At 62.7% G+C, this 23,495-nt stretch carries 22 protein-coding genes and 1 tRNA gene; 18 read left to right on the plus strand and 5 right to left on the minus strand.

The window, feature by feature from the left end; genetic code table 11:
* Positions 1–47 precede the first annotated feature (47 nt).
* Both MUY37_RS14950 and MUY37_RS14955 read left to right on the plus strand, forming a co-directional pair.
* Entirely contained in the window at positions 48–515 is a 468-nt protein-coding gene (locus MUY37_RS14950) for a PH domain-containing protein (RefSeq protein ID WP_499196159.1), read from the plus strand.
* A complete protein-coding gene (locus tag MUY37_RS14955; RefSeq protein WP_499196160.1) occupies positions 512–2,044 on the plus strand; it encodes a PH domain-containing protein in 1,533 nt (510 codons plus the stop codon). Before MUY37_RS14950 ends, MUY37_RS14955 begins: the two co-directional genes overlap by 4 nt.
* Here the strand turns inward: MUY37_RS14955 and MUY37_RS14960 are convergent.
* Entirely contained in the window at positions 2,041–2,331 is a 291-nt protein-coding gene (locus MUY37_RS14960; RefSeq protein WP_499196161.1) for a GNAT family N-acetyltransferase, read from the minus strand. The two genes, MUY37_RS14955 and MUY37_RS14960, sit on opposite strands and share 4 nt — an antisense overlap.
* A gap of 61 nt (positions 2,332–2,392) precedes the next feature.
* Here MUY37_RS14960 and MUY37_RS14965 point away from each other — a divergent pair, with 61 nt between their 5' ends.
* The gene (locus MUY37_RS14965) at positions 2,393–3,388 is read left to right on the plus strand and encodes a threonine aldolase family protein (RefSeq protein WP_499196162.1); all 996 of its coding nucleotides are present in this window, start codon (positions 2,393–2,395) and stop codon (positions 3,386–3,388) included.
* The gene (locus MUY37_RS14970) at positions 3,385–4,329 is read left to right on the plus strand and encodes a DMT family transporter (RefSeq protein WP_499196163.1); all 945 of its coding nucleotides are present in this window, start codon (positions 3,385–3,387) and stop codon (positions 4,327–4,329) included. The genes MUY37_RS14965 and MUY37_RS14970 overlap by 4 nt, the downstream gene beginning before the upstream one ends.
* Here the strand turns inward: MUY37_RS14970 and MUY37_RS14975 are convergent.
* Positions 4,313–5,098: a Rossmann-fold NAD(P)-binding domain-containing protein gene (locus tag MUY37_RS14975; protein WP_499196164.1), complete on the minus strand. Its 786-nt coding sequence runs from the start codon at positions 5,096–5,098 to the stop codon at positions 4,313–4,315. The two genes, MUY37_RS14970 and MUY37_RS14975, sit on opposite strands and share 17 nt — an antisense overlap.
* 42 nt (positions 5,099–5,140) lie before the next feature.
* On the opposite strand from MUY37_RS14975, the gene pepN reads away from it, so the two are divergent.
* The 9 genes from pepN to MUY37_RS15020 all read left to right on the plus strand — a co-directional run bounded on the left by pepN (position 5,141) and on the right by MUY37_RS15020 (position 14,807).
* Entirely contained in the window at positions 5,141–7,798 is a 2,658-nt protein-coding gene (gene pepN, locus MUY37_RS14980; RefSeq protein ID WP_499196165.1) for an aminopeptidase N, read from the plus strand.
* The gene (gene pgeF / locus MUY37_RS14985; RefSeq protein ID WP_499196166.1) at positions 7,799–8,461 is read left to right on the plus strand and encodes a peptidoglycan editing factor PgeF; all 663 of its coding nucleotides are present in this window, start codon (positions 7,799–7,801) and stop codon (positions 8,459–8,461) included.
* A gap of 282 nt (positions 8,462–8,743) precedes the next feature.
* Positions 8,744–9,316, plus strand: coding sequence for a ubiquinol-cytochrome c reductase iron-sulfur subunit (petA, locus tag MUY37_RS14990; RefSeq protein ID WP_499196167.1), 573 nt, complete (start codon positions 8,744–8,746; stop codon positions 9,314–9,316).
* Positions 9,317–9,339: 23 nt separating this feature from the next.
* Positions 9,340–10,635 (plus strand): cytochrome b, encoded by a 1,296-nt coding sequence (locus MUY37_RS14995; RefSeq protein WP_499196168.1) that lies wholly within the window; start codon positions 9,340–9,342, stop codon positions 10,633–10,635.
* 18 nt (positions 10,636–10,653) lie between these two features.
* A complete protein-coding gene (locus MUY37_RS15000; RefSeq protein WP_499196169.1) occupies positions 10,654–11,505 on the plus strand; it encodes a cytochrome c1 in 852 nt (283 codons plus the stop codon).
* Between the two features lie 79 nt (positions 11,506–11,584).
* A complete protein-coding gene (locus tag MUY37_RS15005) occupies positions 11,585–12,115 on the plus strand; it encodes an adenine phosphoribosyltransferase (protein WP_499196170.1) in 531 nt (176 codons plus the stop codon).
* Positions 12,116–12,208: 93 nt separating this feature from the next.
* The gene (locus MUY37_RS15010; RefSeq protein ID WP_499196171.1) at positions 12,209–14,062 is read left to right on the plus strand and encodes a cation:proton antiporter; all 1,854 of its coding nucleotides are present in this window, start codon (positions 12,209–12,211) and stop codon (positions 14,060–14,062) included.
* Position 14,063: 1 nt separating this feature from the next.
* A complete protein-coding gene (locus MUY37_RS15015) occupies positions 14,064–14,687 on the plus strand; it encodes an OmpA family protein (RefSeq protein WP_499196172.1) in 624 nt (207 codons plus the stop codon).
* Positions 14,688–14,733: 46 nt separating this feature from the next.
* A tRNA-Gly gene (locus tag MUY37_RS15020) sits at positions 14,734–14,807 on the plus strand.
* 233 nt (positions 14,808–15,040) lie between these two features.
* Here MUY37_RS15020 and panC read toward each other — a convergent pair.
* Together panC and MUY37_RS15030 are read right to left on the minus strand one after the other, a co-directional pair.
* Positions 15,041–15,889, minus strand: coding sequence for a pantoate--beta-alanine ligase (gene panC, locus MUY37_RS15025; RefSeq protein ID WP_499196215.1), 849 nt, complete (start codon positions 15,887–15,889; stop codon positions 15,041–15,043).
* A 75-nt stretch (positions 15,890–15,964) separates the two neighbouring features.
* Entirely contained in the window at positions 15,965–16,738 is a 774-nt protein-coding gene (locus MUY37_RS15030) for a CsgG/HfaB family protein (RefSeq protein WP_499196173.1), read from the minus strand.
* 226 nt (positions 16,739–16,964) lie between these two features.
* Here MUY37_RS15030 and MUY37_RS15035 point away from each other — a divergent pair, with 226 nt between their 5' ends.
* The 5 genes from MUY37_RS15035 to MUY37_RS15055 all read left to right on the plus strand — a co-directional run bounded on the left by MUY37_RS15035 (position 16,965) and on the right by MUY37_RS15055 (position 22,991).
* On the plus strand, positions 16,965–17,774 hold the full coding sequence (locus MUY37_RS15035) for a division plane positioning ATPase MipZ (protein WP_499196174.1): 810 nt from the start codon (positions 16,965–16,967) through the stop codon (positions 17,772–17,774).
* Between the two features lie 32 nt (positions 17,775–17,806).
* A complete protein-coding gene (locus MUY37_RS15040; RefSeq protein WP_499196216.1) occupies positions 17,807–18,073 on the plus strand; it encodes a DnaJ domain-containing protein in 267 nt (88 codons plus the stop codon).
* Positions 18,070–19,473, plus strand: a complete 1,404-nt coding sequence (gene pgmG / locus MUY37_RS15045) for a phosphoglucomutase/phosphomannomutase PgmG (protein WP_499196175.1) — start codon at positions 18,070–18,072, stop codon at positions 19,471–19,473. Before MUY37_RS15040 ends, pgmG begins: the two co-directional genes overlap by 4 nt.
* A gap of 20 nt (positions 19,474–19,493) precedes the next feature.
* Positions 19,494–20,315: a DUF2059 domain-containing protein gene (locus tag MUY37_RS15050; RefSeq protein WP_499196176.1), complete on the plus strand. Its 822-nt coding sequence runs from the start codon at positions 19,494–19,496 to the stop codon at positions 20,313–20,315.
* A 192-nt stretch (positions 20,316–20,507) separates the two neighbouring features.
* The gene (locus MUY37_RS15055; RefSeq protein ID WP_499196177.1) at positions 20,508–22,991 is read left to right on the plus strand and encodes a ligase-associated DNA damage response DEXH box helicase; all 2,484 of its coding nucleotides are present in this window, start codon (positions 20,508–20,510) and stop codon (positions 22,989–22,991) included.
* Between the two features lie 61 nt (positions 22,992–23,052).
* Here MUY37_RS15055 and MUY37_RS15060 read toward each other — a convergent pair whose 3' ends face one another.
* Positions 23,053–23,490 carry an ExbD/TolR family protein gene (locus tag MUY37_RS15060; protein WP_499196178.1) on the minus strand — a complete coding sequence of 146 codons (438 nt, stop codon included), beginning with the start codon at positions 23,488–23,490 and terminating at the stop codon, positions 23,053–23,055.
* Between the last annotated feature and the right edge of the window lie 5 nt (positions 23,491–23,495).

Here is a 23,495-nt window from a genome sequence, read left to right on the forward strand (position 1 = left end):
GCGATACCCAATTGAATCGCCTGGCTGTATTGCCTAGCTAGAACGCCATGGACGACGCCGACGACCTCACCCAGCTCGACCCCGCTTACAAATCGATGCTGCGATTGCAGTTGGCGATTGCCGCGCTTGTCCTGCTTGTCGCGGCGACGATTGCCGAGGTGGCGATTCCCGGCTGGACCGGTGCGGTGTGGATCCCCGCCCTATGCGTGGCTGCCTATGCGCTTATCCGCGTCCCTCTCCGGCGCTATCATGCGACCGGCTTCTCGCTGGCGGATGAACGCCTGCGGGTCGTGCGCGGCATCTTTTTCCGCACCGACACTGTGGTTCCATTCGGTCGGGTGCAGCATATCGACGTCGGCCAGGGACCGCTCGAGCGGGCTTTCGGTATCGCCACACTGACCGTGCATACTGCGGGCACGCACAACGCCTCGGTGTCTCTGCCGGGATTGAGGCATGAGGACGCGACTGCCATGCGCGAGAATATCCGTGCGGCCATCCGGCGCGACACGCGGTGAGCGGAAACACAGACGATACACCGCGCCGGACCGATCCGCGCACCTTTGCGGTCCGCGCGGTCTCATTGCTGTCGCAGCTCGTCATCCCGATCATGATCGGCGGCTTCGCCATTCTCGATGAAGGCGAATTCGATGACATGATCCTGTTCTTCCTGCCGCTGGTCCTTGCAGTGGTGGGAGCGAATATCCTGTTCGCATATCTGCGATGGAGCAGGCTGACCTATTCGGTGGGCGAAGCGGATATAAGGGTCGACAGCGGCGTATTGTCGCGCGCCGCCCGTTCGGTTCCTTACGAGCGTATCCAGGATGTCAGCCTCGAGCAGAAACTGGTCCCACGCCTGTTCGGTCTGGTCGAGGTCAAGTTTGAGACTGGCGCGGGCGGCGGAGACGATCTCGCGCTGGCCTATCTTCCGGAAAGCGAGGGCGAGCGTCTGCGCGAACTGGTGCGCACCCGCCGCGAAGGTGCCGTGCTGGAGCAATCCGATGACGAGGTGCCCGCTTCGACTGAAGAGAGCCGGTTGCTCTTCGCCATGTCGCCCCGGCGCGTCGTCACCTTCGGCCTGTTCGAGTTCTCGCTTGCGGTCGTGGCCGTCGTCGGCGGCTTCGCAAGTCAGATCGACTTCCTGCTGCCGTTCGAAATCTGGGACTGGAGAGCCTGGCGCGAACAGTTGGCCGGTCCGGGACAATGGCTGGCAGGACTCGGTTTTCTTGCGCAGGTCATCGGCGGTCTGTTCGCGGTCGGCTCGCTCCTGCTCGTCGGCGTGGTGACGGGCGTGATCCGGACTGTGATGCGCGAATGGGATTTCCGGCTTGAACGGACCGACAAGGGGCTGCGGCGGCGACGCGGACTGGTGACGCGGACCGATCTCGTCATGCCGGTGCACCGCGTGCAGGCGCTGCGGGTACGGACGGGATTCGTCCGCCGCCTGTTCGGCTGGCATGCGCTGAAGCTTGTGAGCCTTGCGGGTGACAGCGGCTCGGCCAATCACGAGGCGGTGCCCTTCGCGCAGATGCAGGAAATCGCACCGGTGGTCGCGGAGACCGGCTTTTCGCTGCCTGGCCACACTCTCGATTGGCACCGCGCAATGCCGACTTATCGGATCGACAATTTCCTAGTCGGTTTCGCCATCACACTCGTGACTTCTGCCGTCGTGCTTGCTTTGGGCCGATTCGACGTTGCGCTGCTGCTTGTGTTCATAGGTGGTGGCTGGATGGCGCTTCAGGAATACCTTGCCTGGCGCTGGGGCCGCCATGCGATCGATGCCGGGCAGCTTTACACACGCCGCGGCTGGTTCGCGCCGGATGTCGCCATCGCCTCGCGCGGCAAGCTCCAATCGGTCGAGATTGTCCGTAATCCGCTGGCGCGAATGCGCGGCTATGCCGACCTGCGGTTTGGTCTGGCAGGCGGACGCTTGCGCATTCGCGGGCTTCCGCTCGTGGAAGCCCGCCAGATACGCGATGCCGTGCTCGACAGTATGACCGAGCAGGATTTTTCCGAGATCGTCGAGGGCCAGACCGTGCGCGCCTAGGCGCGCAGATCCGCCCATTCAGGATGGCGCTCGAACTGCGCGGCTACATAGGAGCAGCTCGGGATAATGGTGAACCCTTCCCGGCGGGCATCCTCGATCAGGGCGTCCACCAGCCGGGCGGCGATTCCATGGCCGCGCATATGCGATGGCACGATCGTATGCTGCGCGTCCCGCGCCCCATCGCGCAAGGTCCAGGTCAGCTTCCCAGCCTCTGTACCGCTTGCGCCGGTCGCGAGATAGGCTCCGCTACCCGCAGAGTTTTGCCTTTCGATTTCGATCCGCTCCACTTTCATCCTTTCGAACTTTCCCTTCTGTGCAAGCAATGCTCCGGCAGTTAAGGGCGTTCCGATGCAATTCCTGTCCGACAATGCCGCTGCGGTCCACCCAAGTGTGTGGGAAGCCCTCAAAGCCGCGGATTCGCCCGATTCGCCTTATGATGACGATGCGCTGAGCGCCGCGCTCGACGAGCGTTTTGCACAGGTGTTCGGCAAGCCCTGTACCGTGCTGTGGGCGGCGACGGGGACGGCGGCGAATTGCCTGGCGCTGGCGACGATGGTCCAGCCGCATGGCGCGGTCGTGTGTCACGAAGAAGCGCATATCGAAGTCGACGAGGGCGGTGCGCCGGGCTTCTTCCTTCACGGCGCCAAGCTGATACTGTGCGAGGGGGCCGGGGCCAAGCTTTCCCCTCGGGCGATCCGCGATGCGATCGATCCGATCCGCAACGATGTGCATCAAGTCCAGCCCCATGCCATTTCGATCACCCAGGCGAGCGAGTACGGTTGCAGCTACCGGCCGGCAGAAGTGGAGGCGATTGCTGCGCTGACAACCGAACGCGGGCTGGGCCTGCATATGGACGGCGCGCGGTTCGCGAATGCAGTCGCTTTCCTCGATTGCGCGCCTGCCGCTGCGGCGGGGCCGGTCGACGCGCTCAGCTTCGGGTTCATCAAGAATGGCGGGCTCGGGGCGGAAGCGATCGTCTTTTTCGAGCAGAACCTGGCGGATGTCGCACGGTATCGGCGCAAACGCGCCGGGCATCTTCAGTCGAAGGGGCGCTTTCTGGCGGCGCAGCTACACGCAATGCTCGAAGGCGACGTCTGGCTGCACAATGCGCGTCACGCCAATGCCGCCGCGCAGGAGATCGCGCAGGCCTGTGACGGACGCCTGATGCATCCGGTGGAGGCCAATGAACTCTTCATGCGCTGCACGCTCGCAGAGCGGGACGCGCTGCGTGAGCGGGGCTTTGGCTTTTATGACTGGGGTGAAGGCGCCGCGCGCTTCGTCACCGCTTGGAACACGCGTGACGAGGATGCGCTATCGCTCGCCAAGGCGATAGCGAGCTTATGAATCCGCCGGCCGAGGCAGAAAGCCTCTTCACCCCGCGCAATTTCGCAGCCTTTCTGCTGGTCAGCCTGATCTGGGGCGGAACCTGGCTGGTCATCCGCGATCAGATAGCGAGTGTTCCGGCGAGCTGGTCGATCTCCTATCGTTTTCTCGTGGCTTCTTTCGGGATGTTCGCACTTGCCGCGATGCGGCGGGAACCGCTGCGCCTAGCGCCTGGCGGGCTGCGCTGGGCGGTCATGCTCGGCCTGTTCCAGTTCACGCTCAATTTCGGCTTCGTCTACAATGCGGAAAGCTACATTACCTCCGGCCTCGTCGCGGTGATGTTCGCCCTATTGGTCGTGCCCAATGCAGTGCTGGGGCGCATTCTGCTCGGCCAGAGGATTACCGGCGCTTTCGTGCTCGGATCGGCGATCGCGGCGCTTGGCGTCGCTTTACTGTTCGCGCATGAATGGCGCTCATCCCCCGCCACGCTCGAAGAGGTCCTGCTGGGCGCGGGATTGACTGTCGGCGGAATTCTCTCGGCGAGCATCGCCAACATCACGCAGGCGATGGACGGCGCGAAGAAGCAACCCTTCCTGGCGCTGCTCGCGTGGTCGATGGCAATCGGCGTGGCAATCAACACCGTCTATGCCTTCGCGATGGACGGCCCACCGCAATTCGACATGCGACCCTCCTATTCGCTCGGCATTCTCTATCTCGGGCTGGCCGGTTCGGTCGTCACCTTCCCGCTCTATTACGGCCTCGTGCGCAAGGTCGGGGCGGGACAGGCCGCCTACAGTTCGGTGATCGTTCCGATCGTGGCGATGGTGCTCTCCACCCTGTTCGAGGGGTTTCAGTGGGGCGCGCTACCGGCTGCCGGGGCGATCATCACCCTGATCGGCATGGTCGTCGCGATGCGCGGACGTGCCAGCGCCCCGCCAAGACGCGCTACGCCCGAACCGTAAGCGCGGCCAGCCCCTCGCGAAATGTAGGATATCTCGGCTCCCAGCCGAGGACGCGCTTCGCCTTGCCATTCGCGACCCGGCGATTCTCCGCGTAAAAGCCGCGCGCCATGGGCGACAGTTTCGCCTCTTCGATGGTCTGGAGCGGGGGAGGGGTGACGCTCAGCAACCGACAGGCCTCCTCGATTACGGCATTCTGGCTGGTCGGGAGATCGTCGGCGAGGTTGTAGGCGCCTGGCAGCGCATCGCTCTCGATCGCTGCAACGACGCCGGACACTATATCGTCGACATGCACGCGGCTGAAGACCTGGCCGGGCAGGTCGATCCGATGGGCGTTCCCGCCTTGCACCCGGTCGAGCGCGCTGCGACCTGGGCCATAAATGCCGGGAAGGCGGAACACCCGTGCCCCTGCTTCGAGCCAGCGCGCATCGCAATCCGCACGCGCAGTGCGCCGCCCGCCACCGGTAGGCGATGCCTCGTCGACCCACGCCCCCTGTGCGTCGCCATAGACGCCGGTCGAGGACAGATAAGCGAGCCATTTGTCCGTCACCGCATTGCCATAGCGGTCGAGTACGGGGTCGCTCCCATCGGAAGGCGGGACCGAACTCAGCACGTGGCTTGCCCGCGACACCGCCGCGACCACCGATTCACTGTCCGAGAAATCGATGTTTCCCGCGCTTCCCGTGGCATCGACATGCCAGCCGCGGGCGCGCATCTCTTGCGCAAAACGTCCCGCCGTGTAGCCGAGACCGAAGATGAACAATCGGGCCATCGGAGCGTATTAGCCGGTGATCCCGCAATTGACAGGAAAAGCATGGATATCGCGCGCACCCCCTCCAATCCCGACGGAAATCCGGAAATGGCCGACGCTGCCGTCAACCCCAAGGATCCGCCCGAAATCCGGCGCGAGGATTATCGGCCCTTTCCCTGGATCGTGTCGGAGACGCGGCTCGACTTCGACCTCGGCATCGACTGCACCCGGGTTCGTTCCACCCTCACGATCGCGCGCAATGCCAAGGCCAACCGTTCGGCGACCATCCGGCTCAATGGCGACGGGATCGAGGCAACCAGCGTCACCGTCGATGGCGAACCGACGCAAAGTTGGGTGATGGATGGGGATGATCTCATCTTGACACTTCCGGGGGACGCCCACGAGATTGGTATCGAAACCGAAATCGACCCGAGCGCCAACTCGCAGCTCATGGGGCTCTATGCGTCGGGCGGCATGTTGTGCACGCAGTGCGAGGCCGAGGGCTTTCGCCGGATCACCTTCTTTCCCGATCGGCCCGACGTGTTGAGCACTTACAGCGTGCGGATGAGCGGCTCCAAGGCCCGGTTTCCGGTGCTGCTGTGTAACGGGAACCGGGTGGCGACCGGCGAGGAGGGTGATACCCATTGGGCCGAGTGGCACGATCCCTGGCCCAAGCCGTCCTATCTCTTCGCACTGGTGGCGGGCGATCTCGTCGCGCGCAGCGACAGCTTCACCACGATGGGCTGCCGCGAGGTAGAGTTGAATGTCTGGGTGCGCGAAGGCGACCTCGAGCGCACCGAACACGCCATGGAAAGTCTCAAACGCTCGATGAAGTGGGACGAGGAGATGTTCGGGCGCGAATACGATCTCGACCTGTTCAACATCGTCGCCGTGAGCGACTTCAACATGGGGGCGATGGAGAACAAGGGCCTCAATATCTTCAACACCAAATACGTCCTCGCCGACCCCGAAACCGCCACCGATGGCGATTATGACGGGGTCGAAGGCGTTATCGGCCATGAATACTTTCACAATTGGTCGGGCAATCGCATTACCTGCCGGGACTGGTTCCAGCTCAGCCTGAAAGAAGGCTTCACCGTGCTGCGCGACCAGTTGTTCAGCGCCGATATGGGGAGCGAGCCGGTCAAGCGGATCGAGGACGTGCGGATTCTGCGCGGGGTGCAATTTCCGGAAGATTCGGGGCCGCTGGCACATCCGATCCGGCCCGACTCCTACCGCGAGATCAGCAATTTCTACACCGCGACCGTTTATAACAAGGGCGCCGAGGTGATCCGCATGATGCGCACCATGGCCGGCGAGGAGCGCTTCCGCAAAGGGACCGATCTCTACTTCGACCGCTACGATGGAGAGGCGGCGACTTGCGAGGACTTCGTCAGTTCGATCGAGGACGGCACGGCACTGGACCTCACTCGGTTCCGCCGCTGGTATTCGCAGGCCGGAACGCCCAGGGTCGGTGTGACGCTGGAGCACGAGGGCGAAACGGCCAGGCTCACGCTGACGCAGACCGTTCCCGCCACCCCCGGCCAGAGCGAAAAGCAGCCCATGCCCATCCCGCTCAAGCTCGCTCTGTTCGATCGTGCGAGCGGCACCCATAGGGGGGAAGAGCTTGTGATTCTCGACGAGGATCGCGCCGAGGTGACTTTCGATGGCTTTACCGAAAAGCCGATCCTGTCGATCAACCGGACGTTCTCGGCGCCGGTGACGATCGAGCGGGACGTATCGCGCGAAGAGCTGGTTTTTCTTGCGGAAAAGGATGACGATCCCTTCGCCCGTTACGAGGCGATGCAGGAACTAATGACCGGGCATCTCGTCGCGGATGTGACGGACGACCTTGATGACGATGCGCGCGAGGCGGCGTGCGAGGATATCGCGCGCGCCATGCGGTCGGTATTGGAGGACGATCAGCTCGACGATCTGATGCGCGGCGAGCTCTTGATTATGCCGGGTGCGACATATGTCGCCGAACAGATGCTGGTGGCGGACCCGGGGCGCATTCATGCCCGGCGCGAGGCGCTCAAAGCCGATCTCGGAACGCGGCTGGAGGGTCCTTTGCAGGAATTATACGCCCGCACGGAAAACACGCCGTTCTCGCTCGATGCCGGGGCAAAGGGAGCGCGCAAGGTCAAGACCCTGGCGCTCGCCTATATCGCCGCCAGCGATCCCGCCAAGGCGGTCGAGCTGGCAGCCCACCAATACGATCGTGCGGACAACATGACCGACCGGCAGGGCGCATTGATGGTGCTGGCCGGGCTCGATAGCGCCGAGCGTACCGGCAAATTGCTCGATTTTTACAATCGCTACCAGAATAATGCGCTGGTGATCGACAAATGGTTCGCGATACAGGCAGGCTCGTTGCATCCCCGGGCGATCGAGCATGTGAAGGCACTGCGCGACCATCCCGATTTCACGCTGAAGAATCCGAATCGCGTGCGCTCGCTCTATATGGCCTTCGCCGCCAATCCTGCCGCCTTCCATGCCGAGGACGGGGAGGGCTACGCGATGATCGCCGATCTCATTCTCGAACTCGACCCGATCAATGCGCAGACGGCTGCTCGCTTCGTCCCGCCGCTGGGACGCTGGCGGCGGATCGAGGAAAAACGCGCGATACTGATGCGCGAGGCGCTCGAACGGATCGCCACCGCGCCCAAGCTGTCGCGCGACACGTTCGAACAGGTCGCCCGTTCTCTCGGGCGGGGCTGAATGGCGGAGATACTGAAAGCAGGCCTGCTGCAGGCGATCCCGCACGGGTTCTCGACCGCTGTCGGGCTCGATGTCGGCGAGATTCTTCCGGGCGCGCCGCTGGTGCGGCTCAAACAGGTGCATTCCAATAGAGTGCATCGCGCAGCCGAATCATGGCCGGATCGGCCAGAAGGCGATGCCTTGTGCACGGATCGGCCCGGCCTTGTGCTCGGCATTGTCACCGCCGACTGCGCGCCGGTGCTGTTCGCCGATCCCGAGGCAGGGGTTGTGGGCGCGGCGCATGCCGGCTGGCGCGGGGCGCGATCGGGCGTTCTGGAGAATACGGTCGAGGCGATGATCTCGCTTGGTGCGCGCCGTGCCCTGATCCGCGCGGCGATCGGTCCGACTATCGCGCAGGCAAGTTACGAGGTCGATCGCCAATTCCGCGAACAATTCAGGGCCGGGGACGAACAGTTCTTCGCAGTCGGCCGCCCAGGCCGCTACCAGTTCGATCTGCCTGCCTATGTAGCGCACCGCTTGCAGGCTGCGGGTGTCCTCAGGATAGAGGACCTCGCCGAGGACACCTATACGCAGCCCGACCGATTCTTCTCGTTCCGCCGCGCTACCCATCGCGCGGAAGCGGACGAGGGGCGGCAGCTCAGCGTCATTGCTGTGCCCGCCTGAGTCTCCGCCACGCAATGCGCATGGGCCGACAGGCACTCCTGCATAGGGGCGCCAATTCCCGGGCTCTTGCATGCCAGTGCACAATGCTTGCCAAAATGGCGGTTGGCAACCTGTCGCATAGCGGCTAGAGGCGCCTCCAAACCGGGCACGTTGGGGGCTTTCGCGCGCGTATTATTCTGTCGGGCGCTCCGGCCTTTATCGCTGACCGGGATGGATTCGCACATCGCGTCGAACCCCGAGAGGGCGGAGGCGCACTACCAAAGCAGGCAAGGCAAAGCGCTGATGGCAGACACGGCTGCAACCGCAACACACGAAACGGCAGGCGAGACTCAAGATGGTATCCGCCGCCGCGATTTTCTAGACATCGCTGCGGTCAGTGCCGCCGGTATCGGTGGTCTGGCAGTGGTCTATCCGCTGGTCAGTCAAATGGCGCCTTCGAAGGACGTTCTGGCTGCCAGCACGACCGAGGTCGACGTCTCGGCGGTCGAGCCGGGGCAGGCGATCAAGGCGGTGTTCCGCAAGCAGCCCCTGTTCATCCGTCGTTTGACCGCGCAGGAAATCGCCGAAGCCAATGCGCGCCCGGTTTCGTCGCTGCGCGATCCCGAAACACTGGCCGACCGTACCAAGGAAGGCCGCGAGGACATGCTGGTCACCATGGGGGTCTGCACCCACCTGGGCTGTGTGCCGCTGGGCGCGGCCGAAGGCGAGGTGAAGGGCGAGTTCGGCGGTTATTTCTGCCCTTGCCACGGTTCGCATTACGACACCGCCGGTCGCATCATCAAAGGTCCGGCGCCGACCAATCTCGAAGTGCCGGAATACGAGTTCACCTCGGACACCGTCATCCAGGTCGGCTGAGCTTAGAGAGAAGAGACGAAACGATGAGCTTTCCCTGGGCCAAGGAATACACCCCGACCAATCCGGTCATGAAGTTCTTCGACGAGAAGCTGCCCTTGCCGCGTCTTGTCTACGACGCGGTCGGCGCGGGCTATCCGGTTCCGCGCAACCTGTCCTATTTCTGGAATTTCGGCGTTCTCGCTGGATTTTTCCTGGTGGTACAGATTGTCACCGGCGTCGTCCTGGCGATGCACTATGCAGCTAACGCGCAGGTTGCCTTCGCCACGACCGAACACATCATGCGCGACGTCAACTGGGGCTGGCTGATGCGCTATGCCCATGCCAATGGCGCGAGCTTCTTCTTCATCGTCGTTTATCTCCATATCTTCCGCGGCTTTTTCTACAGTTCGTACAAGGCCCCGCGCGAGATGATCTGGCTGCTCGGCGTCGTGATCTTCCTGCTCATGATGGCGACCGCCTTCATGGGGTATGTCCTTCCCTGGGGGCAGATGAGCTTCTGGGGTGCCAAGGTGATTACCGGGCTGTTCGGCGCGATCCCGTTGGTCGGCGAGCCGATCCAGATCTGGCTGCTCGGCGGCTTCGCCCCCGACAACGCTGCCCTGAACCGGTTCTTCAGCCTGCACTTCCTGCTGCCCTTCGTCATCGCCGCCGTCGTGATCCTGCACGTCTGGGCGCTGCACATCCCGGGGTCGTCGAACCCGACCGGGGTCGAAGTGAAGCAGGAAAGCGATACGCTGCCCTTCCACCCTTACTATACGGCGAAGGACGGCTTCGGTCTCGGCGTCGCGCTGCTGCTGTTCTTCGCGATGGTGTTCTTCCTGCCCAACGCGCTGGGTCACCCCGACAACTACATCGAGGCGAACCCGCTCTCGACCCCGGCGCACATCGTACCCGAATGGTATTTCTGGCCGTTCTACGCGATCCTGCGTGCCTTCACGGTCGACTTCCTGTTCATCCCCGCCAAGCTGCTCGGCGTGATCGCGATGTTCGGGTCGATCCTGATCTGGTTCTTCCTGCCCTGGCTCGACAAGTCGCCGGTGCGCAGTGGCCATTACCGGCCGCTGTTCCGCAAGTTCTTCTGGTTCGGCCTTATTCCCGCGATGATCGTTCTGTTCATCTGCGGCGGTGCCCCGGCGGAAGAGCCCTATGTGATGCTCAGCCAAGTCGCGACGGCTTACTACTTCCTGCACTTCCTGGTGATCCTCCCGATCGTCAGCCAGATCGAGAAGCCCGAACCGCTGCCCTATTCGATCACCGAAGCCGTGCTTGGCGAAGACAAGCAGGCAGTGCTCGGCGAAAACGCAAAACCGGCCGTCTAAGCGAGAACGAGATAGAAAATGACCAAACTTCTCAGCGTCCGCCTCGTCGCCATTCTCGTCGGCCTCGGCTTCGCCCTGATCGCACTCTACTCCTTCGTCGTCGGGGCCTATGCCGCGATCACGGAGGAAGCCGCCGGACACGTTCCGTATGAAAAGCCGGAAGATATCGCCTATTCTTTTGACGGGCCGTTCGGCAAATGGGACATCCAGCAGCTTCAGCGCGGCTTCAAGGTCTATGACGAAGTCTGCGCCGCCTGCCACAGCCTCAAATATGTCGCTTTTCGCGACCTTGAGCAGATCGGGTATGACGAAGGCCAGGTGAAAGCCTTTGCTGCGTCGAAGCAGGTGCCGGGTATCGACCCGAACACCGGCGAGGCGACCACGCGCCCCGGCCTTCCGACCGATTATTTCCCGTCGCCCTATCCGAACAATGTCGCGGCGGCTGCAGCGAACAATAACGCCATCCCGCCCGACCTTTCCTTGATGACCAAGGCGCGCGGAGACGGCACGAACTATGTGGCATCGCTGCTGGCCGGCTATGCCGAACCTTCGGCCGAACTGCTCGAAGAGCATCCCGAGGCCGCCCCGGGGCCGGGCCTTTATCACAACCCCTATTTCCCCAATCTAAACCTCGCCATGGCACCGCCGCTGACCACCGCCGGTCAGGTGACTTATGACGACGGCACCGAGGCGACCGTGCAGCAGATGTCCGAGGACGTCGCGGCCTTTCTGACCTGGACCGCCGAGCCGACTCTGGTGGCGCGCAAGCAGACCGGCTGGCCGGTGCTGATCTTCCTGCTCTTCGCCACCGTGCTTGCCTATATGTCCAAGAAGCAGATCTGGGCTGCCGCAAAGCGCAAGGGCGACTGATCCCTCGGTCGACACGAATGACCAGCGCCCCTTGCGTCACATCGATGCAAGGGGCGCTTTCGATTCCGGGAGAGACGACATGACGCCTGCCGACCTGAAGGCCTTGGTCAGGACCATCCCCGACTTTCCGAAAAAGGGCATCCAGTTTCGCGACATTACGACTCTGCTCGGTAACGGGCGGGGGTTTGCCGCGTCGGTCGAATGGCTGGCGGATGAGGTACGCGGGGCCGAGGCCATCGCCGGAATGGAGGCACGCGGGTTCATCTTCGGAGCAGCAGTTTCTGCGCGCCTCGGTCTGCCCTTCCTGCCGATCCGCAAATCCGGCAAGCTGCCCTGTCAGGTGATTGGCGTGGATTACGAGCTCGAATACGGACTTGACCGTCTCGAGATGGACCCCCAATCCGTTACCGATGGACAGCAGGTGGCGATCGTCGACGATTTGCTCGCGACGGGGGGTACCGCTCTGGCTGCGACCGCCCTGCTTCGCAAGGCGGGTGCCCGGGTCAGCCGGGCGGCGTTCGTGATCGGCCTTCCCGATCTCGGTGGAAGCAAGCGCCTCGCCGATGAAGCAGTGGATGTCCGTGCCTTGATGGAATTCGAGGGCGATTGAGCCATCCGATCCGGGGCTGGATATATTCGCCGCTTCGGGCATTTATAGAACTCGCGCCTTGAGCAGCGGATCGTCGCTCAGTCGGGGAGGGGCATGGAACAGTCTTTAGTCATCGCAATGGTCGGCATATTGGGCATCGGCGCCCAATGGGTGGCCTGGCGCACCGGATGGCCGGCCATCGTTCTGATGTTGGCCGCAGGCTTCCTGGCCGGGCCGGTCCTCGGCCTGTTCGATCCCGAACATGCCTTTGGCGACCTGCTCGACCCGATGATTGCCATCGGTGTCGCCCTGATCCTGTTCGAAGGCGGCCTTAGCCTCGATTTTCGGGAGTTACGCCATGCCGGCGACGGCGTCTGGCGTCTGGTGCTGCTCGGCGGGCCGATTGCCTGGGTGCTCGGCGCCTTCGCGGCTCACTCCATCGGCGGACTCGAATGGCCGGTGGCGATCCTGTTCGCAGGGATACTGGTGGTCACGGGGCCGACCGTCGTCATGCCGCTGCTGCGCCAGTCCTCGGTCAAGGCCCGACCGGCGGCAATTCTCAAATGGGAGGCGATCGTCAACGATCCCATCGGCGCGCTGTTCGCAGTCGTCTCCTACGAATACTTCCGCAAGGTCGCCGAAGCGCCGGGCTCGGGCCTGATAGAGGTCGTCCCGCCCCTGGTCATAGCGGCGATTATCGCCGGTCTGATCGGATATGTCGCCGCTGCCGCCATCGCCTGGGCCTTTCCGCGCGGGGCCATCCCAGAATACCTGAAAGTTCCCGTCCTCCTGACTTCGGTCATCGTGGTGTTCGTGCTCTCCAACCAGATCGAACATGAAGCCGGTCTGGTCGCGGTCACGGTCATGGGCATCGCTCTGGCGAATATGAACATCACGTCGATTCGGAGCATCCATCCGTTCAAGCAGAATATCGCCGTCCTGCTGATTTCGGGCATTTTCATTCTGTTGTCGGCCAGCCTCGAGTTCGAGGAACTGGCCTACCTCAACTGGAATTTCGGGCTGTTCCTGCTCGCTCTGCTCTTTCTCGTGCGCCCGGCAACCATTCTGCTCAGTCTGCTAGGCAGCTCTGTCCCGTGGAACGAGCGGTTGTTCCTCGCCTGGATCGCCCCGCGCGGTATCGTTCTTGTCGCAATCTCGGGTCTGTTTGCCCTGCGCCTTGAGGACATCGGGTACGATGGCACGGCCTTGATCGGCCTGAGCTTCGCAGTGGTGGTGGCAACGATCGTCGCCCATGGATTCACGATTGACCTTGTCGCACGCCTGCTCGACCTCAAGGGCAGCAAACGGCCCGGCGTCATCATCGTAGGAAGCACGCCGTGGACGATCTCGCTCGCGCTGATGATGAAGGAACTGAAATCGCCGGTCATGATCGTCGACCCCAGTTGGCAACGCCTGGCCCTCGCGCGTCAGAAAGGTCTGCCCTTCTATCACGGCGAAATTCTCAACGAGGCGACCGAGCACAATCTCGATCTGACCCCCTATGCGGTGCTGGTCGCCGCGACCGAGAACGAGGCCTATAACGCGCTGGTCTGCAACGAGTTCGCTTATGAAATTGGGCGCGATACGGTATTTCAGCTCGGCGACGCGGTCGACGACGACGACCGACATGCCCTGCCCAGCAGCATCCGCGGCCGCGCACTTTTTGAAACCGGATTCGGTGTGGAGGACGTCAACGAACGGCTCGCGCGGGGTTGGGTCTTCCGCAAAACGAAGCTGTCGGAAGAGTTCGATTTCGAGGCCGCGCAAGAACGTCTGCCCGATGCAGCCTCGATGCTATTGCTGGTCCGCGAAAACGGCACACTCCGCTTCTTCACCCATGCGGCGCGGCCCGAACCAAGGGCGGGGGACATCATCGTCAGTTTCGCCCCGCCACAGGAACGCAGCGCCCAGGACGCTGCGGCGAAACGCGAACGCAAGCGCAATAAGGCCGCCGAACAGGGGACGTGATATGAACCACCGGCTGACAATCATCTTCGCAATTGCCGCGGCATCGCTCGTTCTTTCGGCTTGCAGTGACCAGCGCCCGGCGGAGACCGACGCCGGAGATTCGGCGGATACTGGCGAGAAGCGTTCCATCTTCAGGCCCGAATTCCAGGTCGAGCCAATCGAAAGCCTGGACACGCTCGGCACGCTGGAAACCCGGGTTCTGTTTCCGGACGGGGCCGAACTGACCGAGGATGCTCTCGCGGAACTGGCGACGGTTCTGGCGTCGCCTCAGATGGCCGAGGGCGGAGAGATCATTCTGCGGGGTCACAGCGACAGCGGAGGTAGCGATGACGGCAATCTGCGCGCCTCGCAGGCACGGGCGGAAGCGGTGCGCGACTGGCTGGTCGATAACGGGATCGATAGCGAAAGGATCACGGTCATTGCATTCGGCGAGCAGAACCCCGCTGCTCCCAATGCCTTGCCCGACGGCTCGCCCAATGAAGAGGGGCGGGCCGCCAATCGCCGTGTGGAAATAGAAGTGCGCGGCGAAGAACAGCCCGTTCAGGGCAAACAGCCCACATTCGCCGAAAGCCTTGCTGCAGCCGGGGAAGAGGGTTCGGAAGAAGACCTAGAGACCGAAGAATAGCGTGTTGACGCCGACGTGCCTTCGATGGCATTGGCGCATCGCCCGAGCGGGTATAGCATAGTGGTAATGCTCCAGCCTTCCAAGCTGGCTAGAGGGGTTCGATTCCCCTTACCCGCTCCAAATTTCCCCGCTCCAAATTTCCTACCATAAACGAACGGAGCGGTGCGCAGGGGTGCATGGCACTATCGGTAGCGGAGGCCGGGTGAAGCGGAAGCCTTCCCTAGACAGCGCCCCGCACTCGGCCCTTGCGAAGCGAAGGGTGCCTGCCCGGAGGCCCGCCTCTGCATCGACGTTCCAACGGACCCGCGTTTATCCTTGGTAGGCATTGCCCGAGCGGCGGCCTGCAACCGGTTTCAGTCGACCGCCATATTGTCGATCAGGCGCGTTCCGCCGATCCGGGCGGCAACGAAGAGCCGGGTTCCAGGAGCTGCAGCGGTGGCGGGCACAAGGTTGTCACCGTGCCGCAATTCGGCGTAATCCACTGTATCGAAGCCGAAATCGATCAAACGCCGGGCAAGGTCGGCCAGAACCGCCTTTGCTGCCTGTCCTCTTGAAAGCCGGGTAATTGCCTCGTGCATGGCGTGTGGCAGGGCGGCCGCGATATTGCGCTGTTCCGTCGAAAGATAGGCGTTGCGACTGCTCATCGCGAGCCCGTCCGCCTCGCGTATGATGGGTACGCCGTAAATCGCATCGACATGTGGCGATGTAAGATCGAGATCGCGTGCCATCCGGCGAATAACCGCGAGCTGCTGCCAGTCCTTCTCGCCGAAAAAGGCCATGTCGGGACGCACCTGATTGAAGAGCTTGCATACGACGGTCGCGACACCGTCGAAATGGCCCGGCCGGTCGGCGCCGCACAAGCCATCGCTCACTCCCCCAACCGATATGTTGGTCGCATAGCCATCGGGATATACCTCACTCGGCGGCGGCGCCCAGAGCAGGGCAACCCCTTCCTTGTCGAGCAGCTCCGAATCGCGCGCAAGCTGCCGGGGATAGGCATCGAGATCTTCGTTCGCGCCGAACTGACGCGGATTGACGAAAATCGACACGGCGACATGCTCCGCAAGTCTATGGGCCTCGCGCACCAGCGTCAGATGCCCTTCGTGCAAGGCGCCCATGGTCGGTACCAGCGCCAGAGATCCGGTCTTGCGCAAGGCGGCGGTGGCGCCGCGCAATTCGTTCAATGTCGTGATCGTGTCCAGCGCTCGCACTCCGTCAACGAAAAGGGCGGGGCGATCTGTGCCGCCCCGCCCCGCTTCTTGCAAGCCGTCCGAATATCAGCGCGCTTCGGGCGCCGCGGCGGCGGCATCGACCGGCAGGCCGCCCAGCTGCGTCACCAGATCGGTATAGGCGTTGAGATAGGCGAGCACGATGATCTGGCCGATCGCCGTGTTCTCATAGCTACCAAAGCCGCCCGCTGCACCGCCGCCCCCGCCGAACAGGCCGCCACCGGCCGCCCAGCCGAGATCCTTCTTGCGGAAATATCCCTCGACCAGGGCTTCTTCCACCGTGGTACGGGCATTCACCAGCGAAAGGACAACATTCGCTTCGCCTTTCTTGACCCGGATACCACCGGCGATCGCGCCTGCGGTCCGCCCGAACAGTCCGCCGACGACGCCGCCCAACAGCCCGCCGCCGCCGCCCGAATTGCTGTTCGCACTGACTATGTCAGGCTGAAGGAAGTAATCCGCCGTCCGGACCTGGCCCAAGCCCACATTCTGCCCATCCTGCAGCTCGCCCTGTTCCTGGAGCGCCCGTTCCATCGCCCGGCTGCGCATCGCGCGCCCGCGACTGACCATGGTGAAGCAACCCGAACGCTGGACGAATACCCGGATGATTTGTTCGGGACTGCCGAGATTAAGTTCGCGCCACCATTTGTCATCCGGCTCGACCACCGCGATGGTGCCGAGGTTTTGGGTGCAGCGCGGAATTTCCATTGTCGCGCGGTCTTGCGCCTTGCGGCCCGATGAGCGGCCTTGTGCGAGCACCGGCTCGGCCGCCATGCCTGTCATGGAAAGTACGGCCAACGCTGTGAAAAATACCTTTTTCATTATCCGGGATCCCCCTCTGTGAACATTTCGCGGCGGTCGACCTGCTGTCGTTTCTCGCCGGTCAAATGCGACCCGGATGAGCAGCACAATATCAAAAGTTGCAATGCAGGCTAGTATACATCCGCCATTGTGGGAAAAACCAACGTGCTCCCCATGGCCTTGCGTTGCCGCGGAGCAGCGGGTTGGATAGGGACGAGCGCAGCATGATTTACACCGTCACATACCAATGATGCCCCAACCGCACAGGATCGTGTTCGCCAATGAGAAAGGCGGAACGGGTAAATCCACCACGGCCGTGCATGTCGCCGTGGCGCTTGCCTATCGTGGTGCGAATGTCGCCGCGTTCGATCTCGATCATCGACAGCGAACCATGTGCCGCTATTTCGAAAACCGCGCGGAAACGATGCAGCGGCGCGGCATCGATCTGCCCACTGCCCGATGCCATGTCGTCGAAGGCATGGACGAAGCTGCGATGGAGCGATTTGTCGAGGAGCGGACCGTCGGTGCGGACTTCGTGGTGATCGATACACCCGGCCGTGACGATCCATTGGCTCGCCATGCCGCGACGACGGCCGATACGCTGGTGACGCCGATGAATGACAGCTTCGTCGATTTCGATCTCATCGGACAGGTGGAAGGGGAAAGCTTCAAAGTCCGCAAACTGTCCTTCTATGCCGAGCTGATCTGGGAGGCGCGCATCAAGCGTAGCCGGACATCGATTGAGCAGAACCGCGCGCAGATGGATTGGGTCGTGGTGCGCAACCGCACCGGTTACACCGAGGCGCGCAATATGGGGCGGATCAACCAGGCCCTGGCCGAAATGTCCAAGAGAGTCGGGTTCCGCGTGGCGAAAGGCCTGTCGGAGCGCGTCATTTATCGCGAACTTTTCCCCTCGGGTCTTACTCTGCTGGACAAGGGGCATTTGGGCGATTTGGGAACCAGCCACCTCGTGGCGCGGCAGGAGCTGCGCGGCCTGATCGCCAGCTTGCGCCTGCCGGACAGCATTGCCGAAATCGTGCCGGAAGCCGCGCAGTGATCCGTCTGCTTGCCCTCGTCTTCCTGGTTTCGGTGGCCTGTCGCCTGATCTTCGGCAAATGGCCATGGGAGTATTTGAGGGCACACAGCGCAGCCGATCGCTCGCTCGCGCGTGCGCGCGCCATTCTCGACGTTTCCCGAAATGCGACCGCCGAGGAAATTCGCGCGGCGCACCGTCGCATTGCTACAATAAATCACCCGGATAGAGGGGGTAGCACCGCCACTTTGCAAGAGGCAAACGCGGCGCGTGATCTCTTGCTCGACCATCTTTCCCGTATTCGAACGGAGCGTTCCGAATGAGCCACAGATTTCACTCCACTATTTTGCGCGAATACGACATCCGGGGCATTATCGGGGAAACCCTTGGGGCGGAGGATGCGCGCGCGATCGGCCGCGGTTTCGGTTCCATGCTCGCCGAGGCGGGCGGCAAGAAGGTCGCGGTTGGCTATGACGGTCGGGTCAGCTCGCCCATGCTCGAACATGCCTTGATCGAGGGCCTGACCGCTTCGGGCATCGATGTGGCCCGGGTCGGCATGGGGGCGACGCCCATGCTCTATTATGCCGAGGCCTCAGCCGAGGATATTGATGGCGGCATCCAGATAACTGGCAGCCACAATCCCGCCAATTACAATGGCTTCAAGATGGTGTTTCAGGGTCGCCCCTTCTTCGGCGCGGATATCCAGGAACTCGGCCGCCGCGCCGCCGCAGGGGAATGGATCGATGGTGCGGGCGAAGTCGAGGAACGCGACGTCTTCGATGCGTATATCGACCGGATGCTCGAAGCGCTGGATGGCATCGATACCGCGGTGCTTGATCGCCTCAAGGTCGGTTGGGACGCGGGCAATGGCGCTGCGGGGCCGGCGCTCGAAAGGCTCGCCGCGCGCCTTCCCGGTGAACACCACCTGCTCTACACCGATGTCGACGGTGACTTTCCCAATCATCATCCTGATCCTACGGTCGAAGAGAATCTGGAAGATCTGCGCGCGCTCGTCGCGGAGAAGTCGCTCGACTTCGGAGTGGCCTTCGACGGCGATGGCGATCGGATCGGCGCCATCGACGGTGAAGGGCGCGTGATATGGGGCGATCAGCTCCTGATGGTCTATGCCGAAGATTTGCTCGCGCGCCGCAAAGGTGTCACGATCATCGCGGACGTCAAGGCCAGTCGCGCCCTGTTCGACCATGTGGCGGCGCATGGCGGCAAACCGCTGATGTGGAAGACCGGCCACTCGCTAATTAAGTCCAAAATGAAGGAAACGGGATCGCCGCTGGCCGGGGAGATGAGCGGCCACGTGTTCTTCGCCGACGAATATTATGGGTATGACGACGCGCTCTATGCCGGTGTCCGCCTGATTGCTGCCGCCGCGCGGATCGGCAAGTCGGTGACCGAGCTGCGCGGTGCCATGCCGCCGATGGTCAACACGCCCGAGATGCGGTTTCAGGTCGACGAAAGCCGCAAGTTCACCGCGATCGAGGAGATCGCCGCACGCATCGCTGCCAGCGATGCGGTTGCGGACACGACCGACGGAGTGCGCGTGACGACCGACGATGGATGGTGGCTGCTGCGTGCCTCGAACACGCAGGATGTCCTGGTCGCGCGCGCGGAAAGCGAAAGCCAGGAAGGCCTAGACCGCTTGGTCGCGCAGATCGACGAGCAGCTTGCCGCCTCGGGCCTCGAGCGCGGCGAAAGCGTCGGACACTGAATTTGTAAGGGAGGGTTCGCATGATGAAGAAATGGATGCTGGCGATAGCTGCGCCGCTGGCCCTGATTGGCCAGCCCGCTGTGGCTGACGAGAAAGAGGACGCCAAGGCCCACAAGCAGGCCGAGGCGATCGCCATGATAGCCCAGATGTTCCCGGCCGAGCCACTGACTCCAGAGCAGCAGGCCCGCCTGCCGCTTGCCGCTTCGCTGATCGAGCAAATCATGCCCGATGGCACGATGGACGAGATTATGGGTTCGATGTTCGACGGTATGCTTGGTCCGATCATGGACTTTGCCGATCAGGCAGGTCCAAGCCTTTCGACCTTCATCGGATATGACGAGACCGAGCTCGAATTGGATGACGAGGCAGTGGCCGAGATTGCCGCCATCATCGATCCCGAGTGGCGCGAACGCCAGCGTCGGACGATGGACCTGACGAAGGTTATGATGGGCCAGATGATGACCGCTATGGAGCCGACGATGAAACGAGGCATGGCGGAGGCATACGCTGCCAATTTCACGCAAGCCGAACTCGAGGGCATTTTTGCATTCTTCTCGACCGAAATCGGCGCGACCTATGCGCGTAAGTCCTACCAGCTTACGTCTGACCCGCGCATCATGCACGCCGCGATGAGCGAACTTCCCAAGATGGTCGCGACTTTCGAGGAGATGGGCCAGAACATGAAGGCGGAGATGGCGGACCTTCCGGAAAAGAAAGACTTTGAGGCGCTGGGCGCTACCGAACGTCAGCGGATACTCTCCCTCACCGGCCTCACCGAAGAAGACCTGCGAGTGGGCATGCGACAGGTCGAGCAGCAGGATGCGGAGGACGCGCCGTTCTGAATAGGGGAGGTGAGCCGGTTTTACTGCCTCGCCCTGGGCCGAACTCGGTATCGCAGAGACCAAGAGCAGGGATGAAACCCGTGCGGCGTATGTGACGCGGAAGGCCGAATTCGACCGCTCGGAGGATGCGCCCATGACCCTGTTCGTCGGCCTCTAGCGGGAACCGCGCGGGTTGCGCTACGCTGACCTTCCATGGCCGCGGTTCCTCCCGAAATCGAAGACTGGTTCGCCGGGCGCGGCTGGCATGTGCGCCGCCATCAGCTCGACATGCTGGCGGCGAGCGATGCCGGTCGACATGCCTTGCTGGTCGCGGATACCGGGGCGGGCAAGACGCTTGCGGGTTTTTTGCCGACGCTGGCCGACTTCACGCCCTCGCGCCTGGATGGTACAGAGCCGCCCGAAGGCCTTCACACGCTCTACGTCTCGCCGCTGAAGGCCCTGGCGCATGACGTGCAGCGCAACCTCCTGACGCCGATCGAGGAGATCGGTCTTCCCATACGGGTGGAGACTCGCAGCGGCGACACGCCTTCGGATCGCAAGAAGCGCCAACGCATGCGTCCGCCGCATGTATTGCTGACCACGCCTGAGAGCCTTTCCCTGCTGCTCTCCTATCCCGACAGTTTCGAACTGTTTCACGGGCTCAAACGGATAGTCATCGACGAGGTCCATGCCTTTGCCACCGGCAAGCGCGGCGATCTGCTGGCTCTGGCGCTGTCCAGATTGCAGGCCATCGCGCCGCGGATGCAGCGTGCGGCATTGTCCGCAACACTCGCCAACCCGCAAGGCTTTCGCGAATGGCTTGCTCCGCTGTCTACGGGCGAACAAGGTGAGGTCGATGCCGTGGAGCTGGTCGAGGGCGAAGCGGGCGCGGCAGCCGAGGTCGAGATCCTGCTACCAGACGAAGAGCGCGTGCCATGGGGCGGCCACGCGGCGATCTGGGCAATTCCGCAGCTTTACGAACGGATCAGGACCAACCGCACCACCCTGATCTTCACGAATACGCGCTTTCTGGCCGAGTATGTTTTTCAGAACCTGTGGGATGTGAACGAAGACAATCTGCCGATCGGGGTTCACCATGGTAGTCTGAGCAAGGAGGCGCGGCGCAAGGTCGAGGCGGCGATGGCACGGGGCGAGTTGCGGGCGCTCGTGGCAACGGCCAGTCTCGACCTCGGTGTCGACTGGGGCGATATCGATCTCGTGGTTCAGATGGGTGCGCCCAAGGGGTCCTCGCGGCTCCTTCAGCGTATCGGCCGCGCCAACCATCGGCTCGATCAGCCCAGCCGAGCTCTACTGGTTCCCGGCAATCGTTTCGAATTCCTCGAGGCCACCGCCGCCAAGGAAGCGGTGGATGAAGGCAAACGGGATGGCGAGGAATTTCGTCCGGGCGGGCTCGACGTGTTGGCACAGCACGTCATGGCTTGCGCCTGCGCGGCACCGTTCCAGGAAGATGAGCTGCTGGCGGAGATTCGCACGAACCTGTCTTATGCCTGGGTCGATCGTGAGGTGTGGCAGCGAGTGCTCACCTTCGTCGCGACCGGCGGCTATGCGCTCAAGGCCTACGAGAAGTTCAAGCGGATCGTCCGTGATCGGGACGGTGTGTGGCGGCTCACCCACCCCGAACAAGCACAGCGACATCGGATGAATGCCGGGATCATTGTCGATTCCGAAATGCTCGAAGTGCGGATCCATGCGGGCCGAGGGCGGGGAGGGCGCAGCCTCGGCAAGGTGGAGGAACGGTTTGCAGCCTCGCTCAGCCCGGGGGACACATTCGCCTTCGCGGGCATGAGCCTCGAGGTTGTCAAACTTCAGGACATGGAAGTCGTGGTCACGGCAGCCAAAACCAGTGCCATGATTCCCAGCTATGGCGGGGCGCGCATGCCGCTCACCACGCATCTGGCCGAACGGGTGCGCGAAATGCTGGTCGACCGTACCGGCTGGGGCCGCTTCCCCGACGATGTGCGAGAATGGCTGGAAGTGCAGGACTGGCGTTCGCAAATGCCAGGGCCGGGGCAACTGCTGGTGGAAAGCTTCCCCCACGCCAAACGGCATTATAGCGTCTACTACACGTTCGAGGGGTGGAACGCGAACCAGAGCCTCGGCATGCTCATTACGCGGCGGATGGAGGATAGGGGCCTTCTGCCCGGCGGTTTCGTGGCCAACGATTATTCACTCGCGGTGTGGGGCCTCAAGCCGGTGACCGACCCGGCGCCGCTTCTGTCTCCCGACATTCTGCAGGATGAGTTCATCGATTGGGTCCAGAGTTCGCACCTCTTGCGCCGCGCATTTCGCGAAGTCGCAGTGATCGGCGGTCTGGTCGAACGGCAGCATCCCGGAAAGCGCAAAACCGGCAAGCAGGTAACCTTCTCCACCGACCTCATTTACGACGTCCTCCGCAAATACGAACCCGATCACGTCCTGTTGGAGGCGGCATGGGCCGATGCGCGCGCGCGCCTGACCGATGTCGGCCGTCTGGGCGACCTGCTCGACCGATCCGAGGAACAATTGGTGCATGTCCAACTCGACCGGGTCAGTCCGCTCGCCGTGCCGGTCATGGTCATGATCGGCCGCGAGGCGACTCCTCAAGGGGCGGTGGACGACGAATTGCTACTCGAGGCGGAGAGTCTCGCAGGCGCTGCGATGCGCATGGAAATCTTGCCTGGCACCGACGCCGAGTGAACGAAAAAAGGGGCGGATTTCTCCGCCCCCTCTCTTTTGTCCGATTGTGCCGAGAAACGCCTTAACCGGCCTTCCCGAACGTCCGGTAGCGTTCGTTTCCGACGAAGCCGAACTTGGTCACACCGCTGGCCTTGATCAGTTGCAGGACCTTGGCGGCCAGATCGTAGCTGGCTTGCGCCTCGGGCTCGAACTGCAGCTCGGGCTCGGGGTTGATGGCCTTCGACTGCTCGAGCAGCGTACGCAACTGACCCATGTCGACCGCATTCCCGTTCCACAGGATCGCGTTGTCCACCGTGAGCACGAGCTTGTTCTTCTCAGGCTCGACGACGACATCGGGCGGTGTCGGGTTAGGCTGCGGAAGGTCAATGTTGACCGCATGGGTCGCGACCGGAATGGTGATGATGAACATGATGAGGAGAACGAGCAGGACGTCGATAAGCGGCGTCATGTTCATTTCCATCATCGGCGCGCCATCATCCTTGCCGCCTGACATTGCCATAGTGG

Origin of the sequence: Qipengyuania sp. ABI-127-1 (assembly GCA_022953095.1) — a bacterium.
Taxonomy (GTDB): domain Bacteria; phylum Pseudomonadota; class Alphaproteobacteria; order Sphingomonadales; family Sphingomonadaceae; genus Qipengyuania.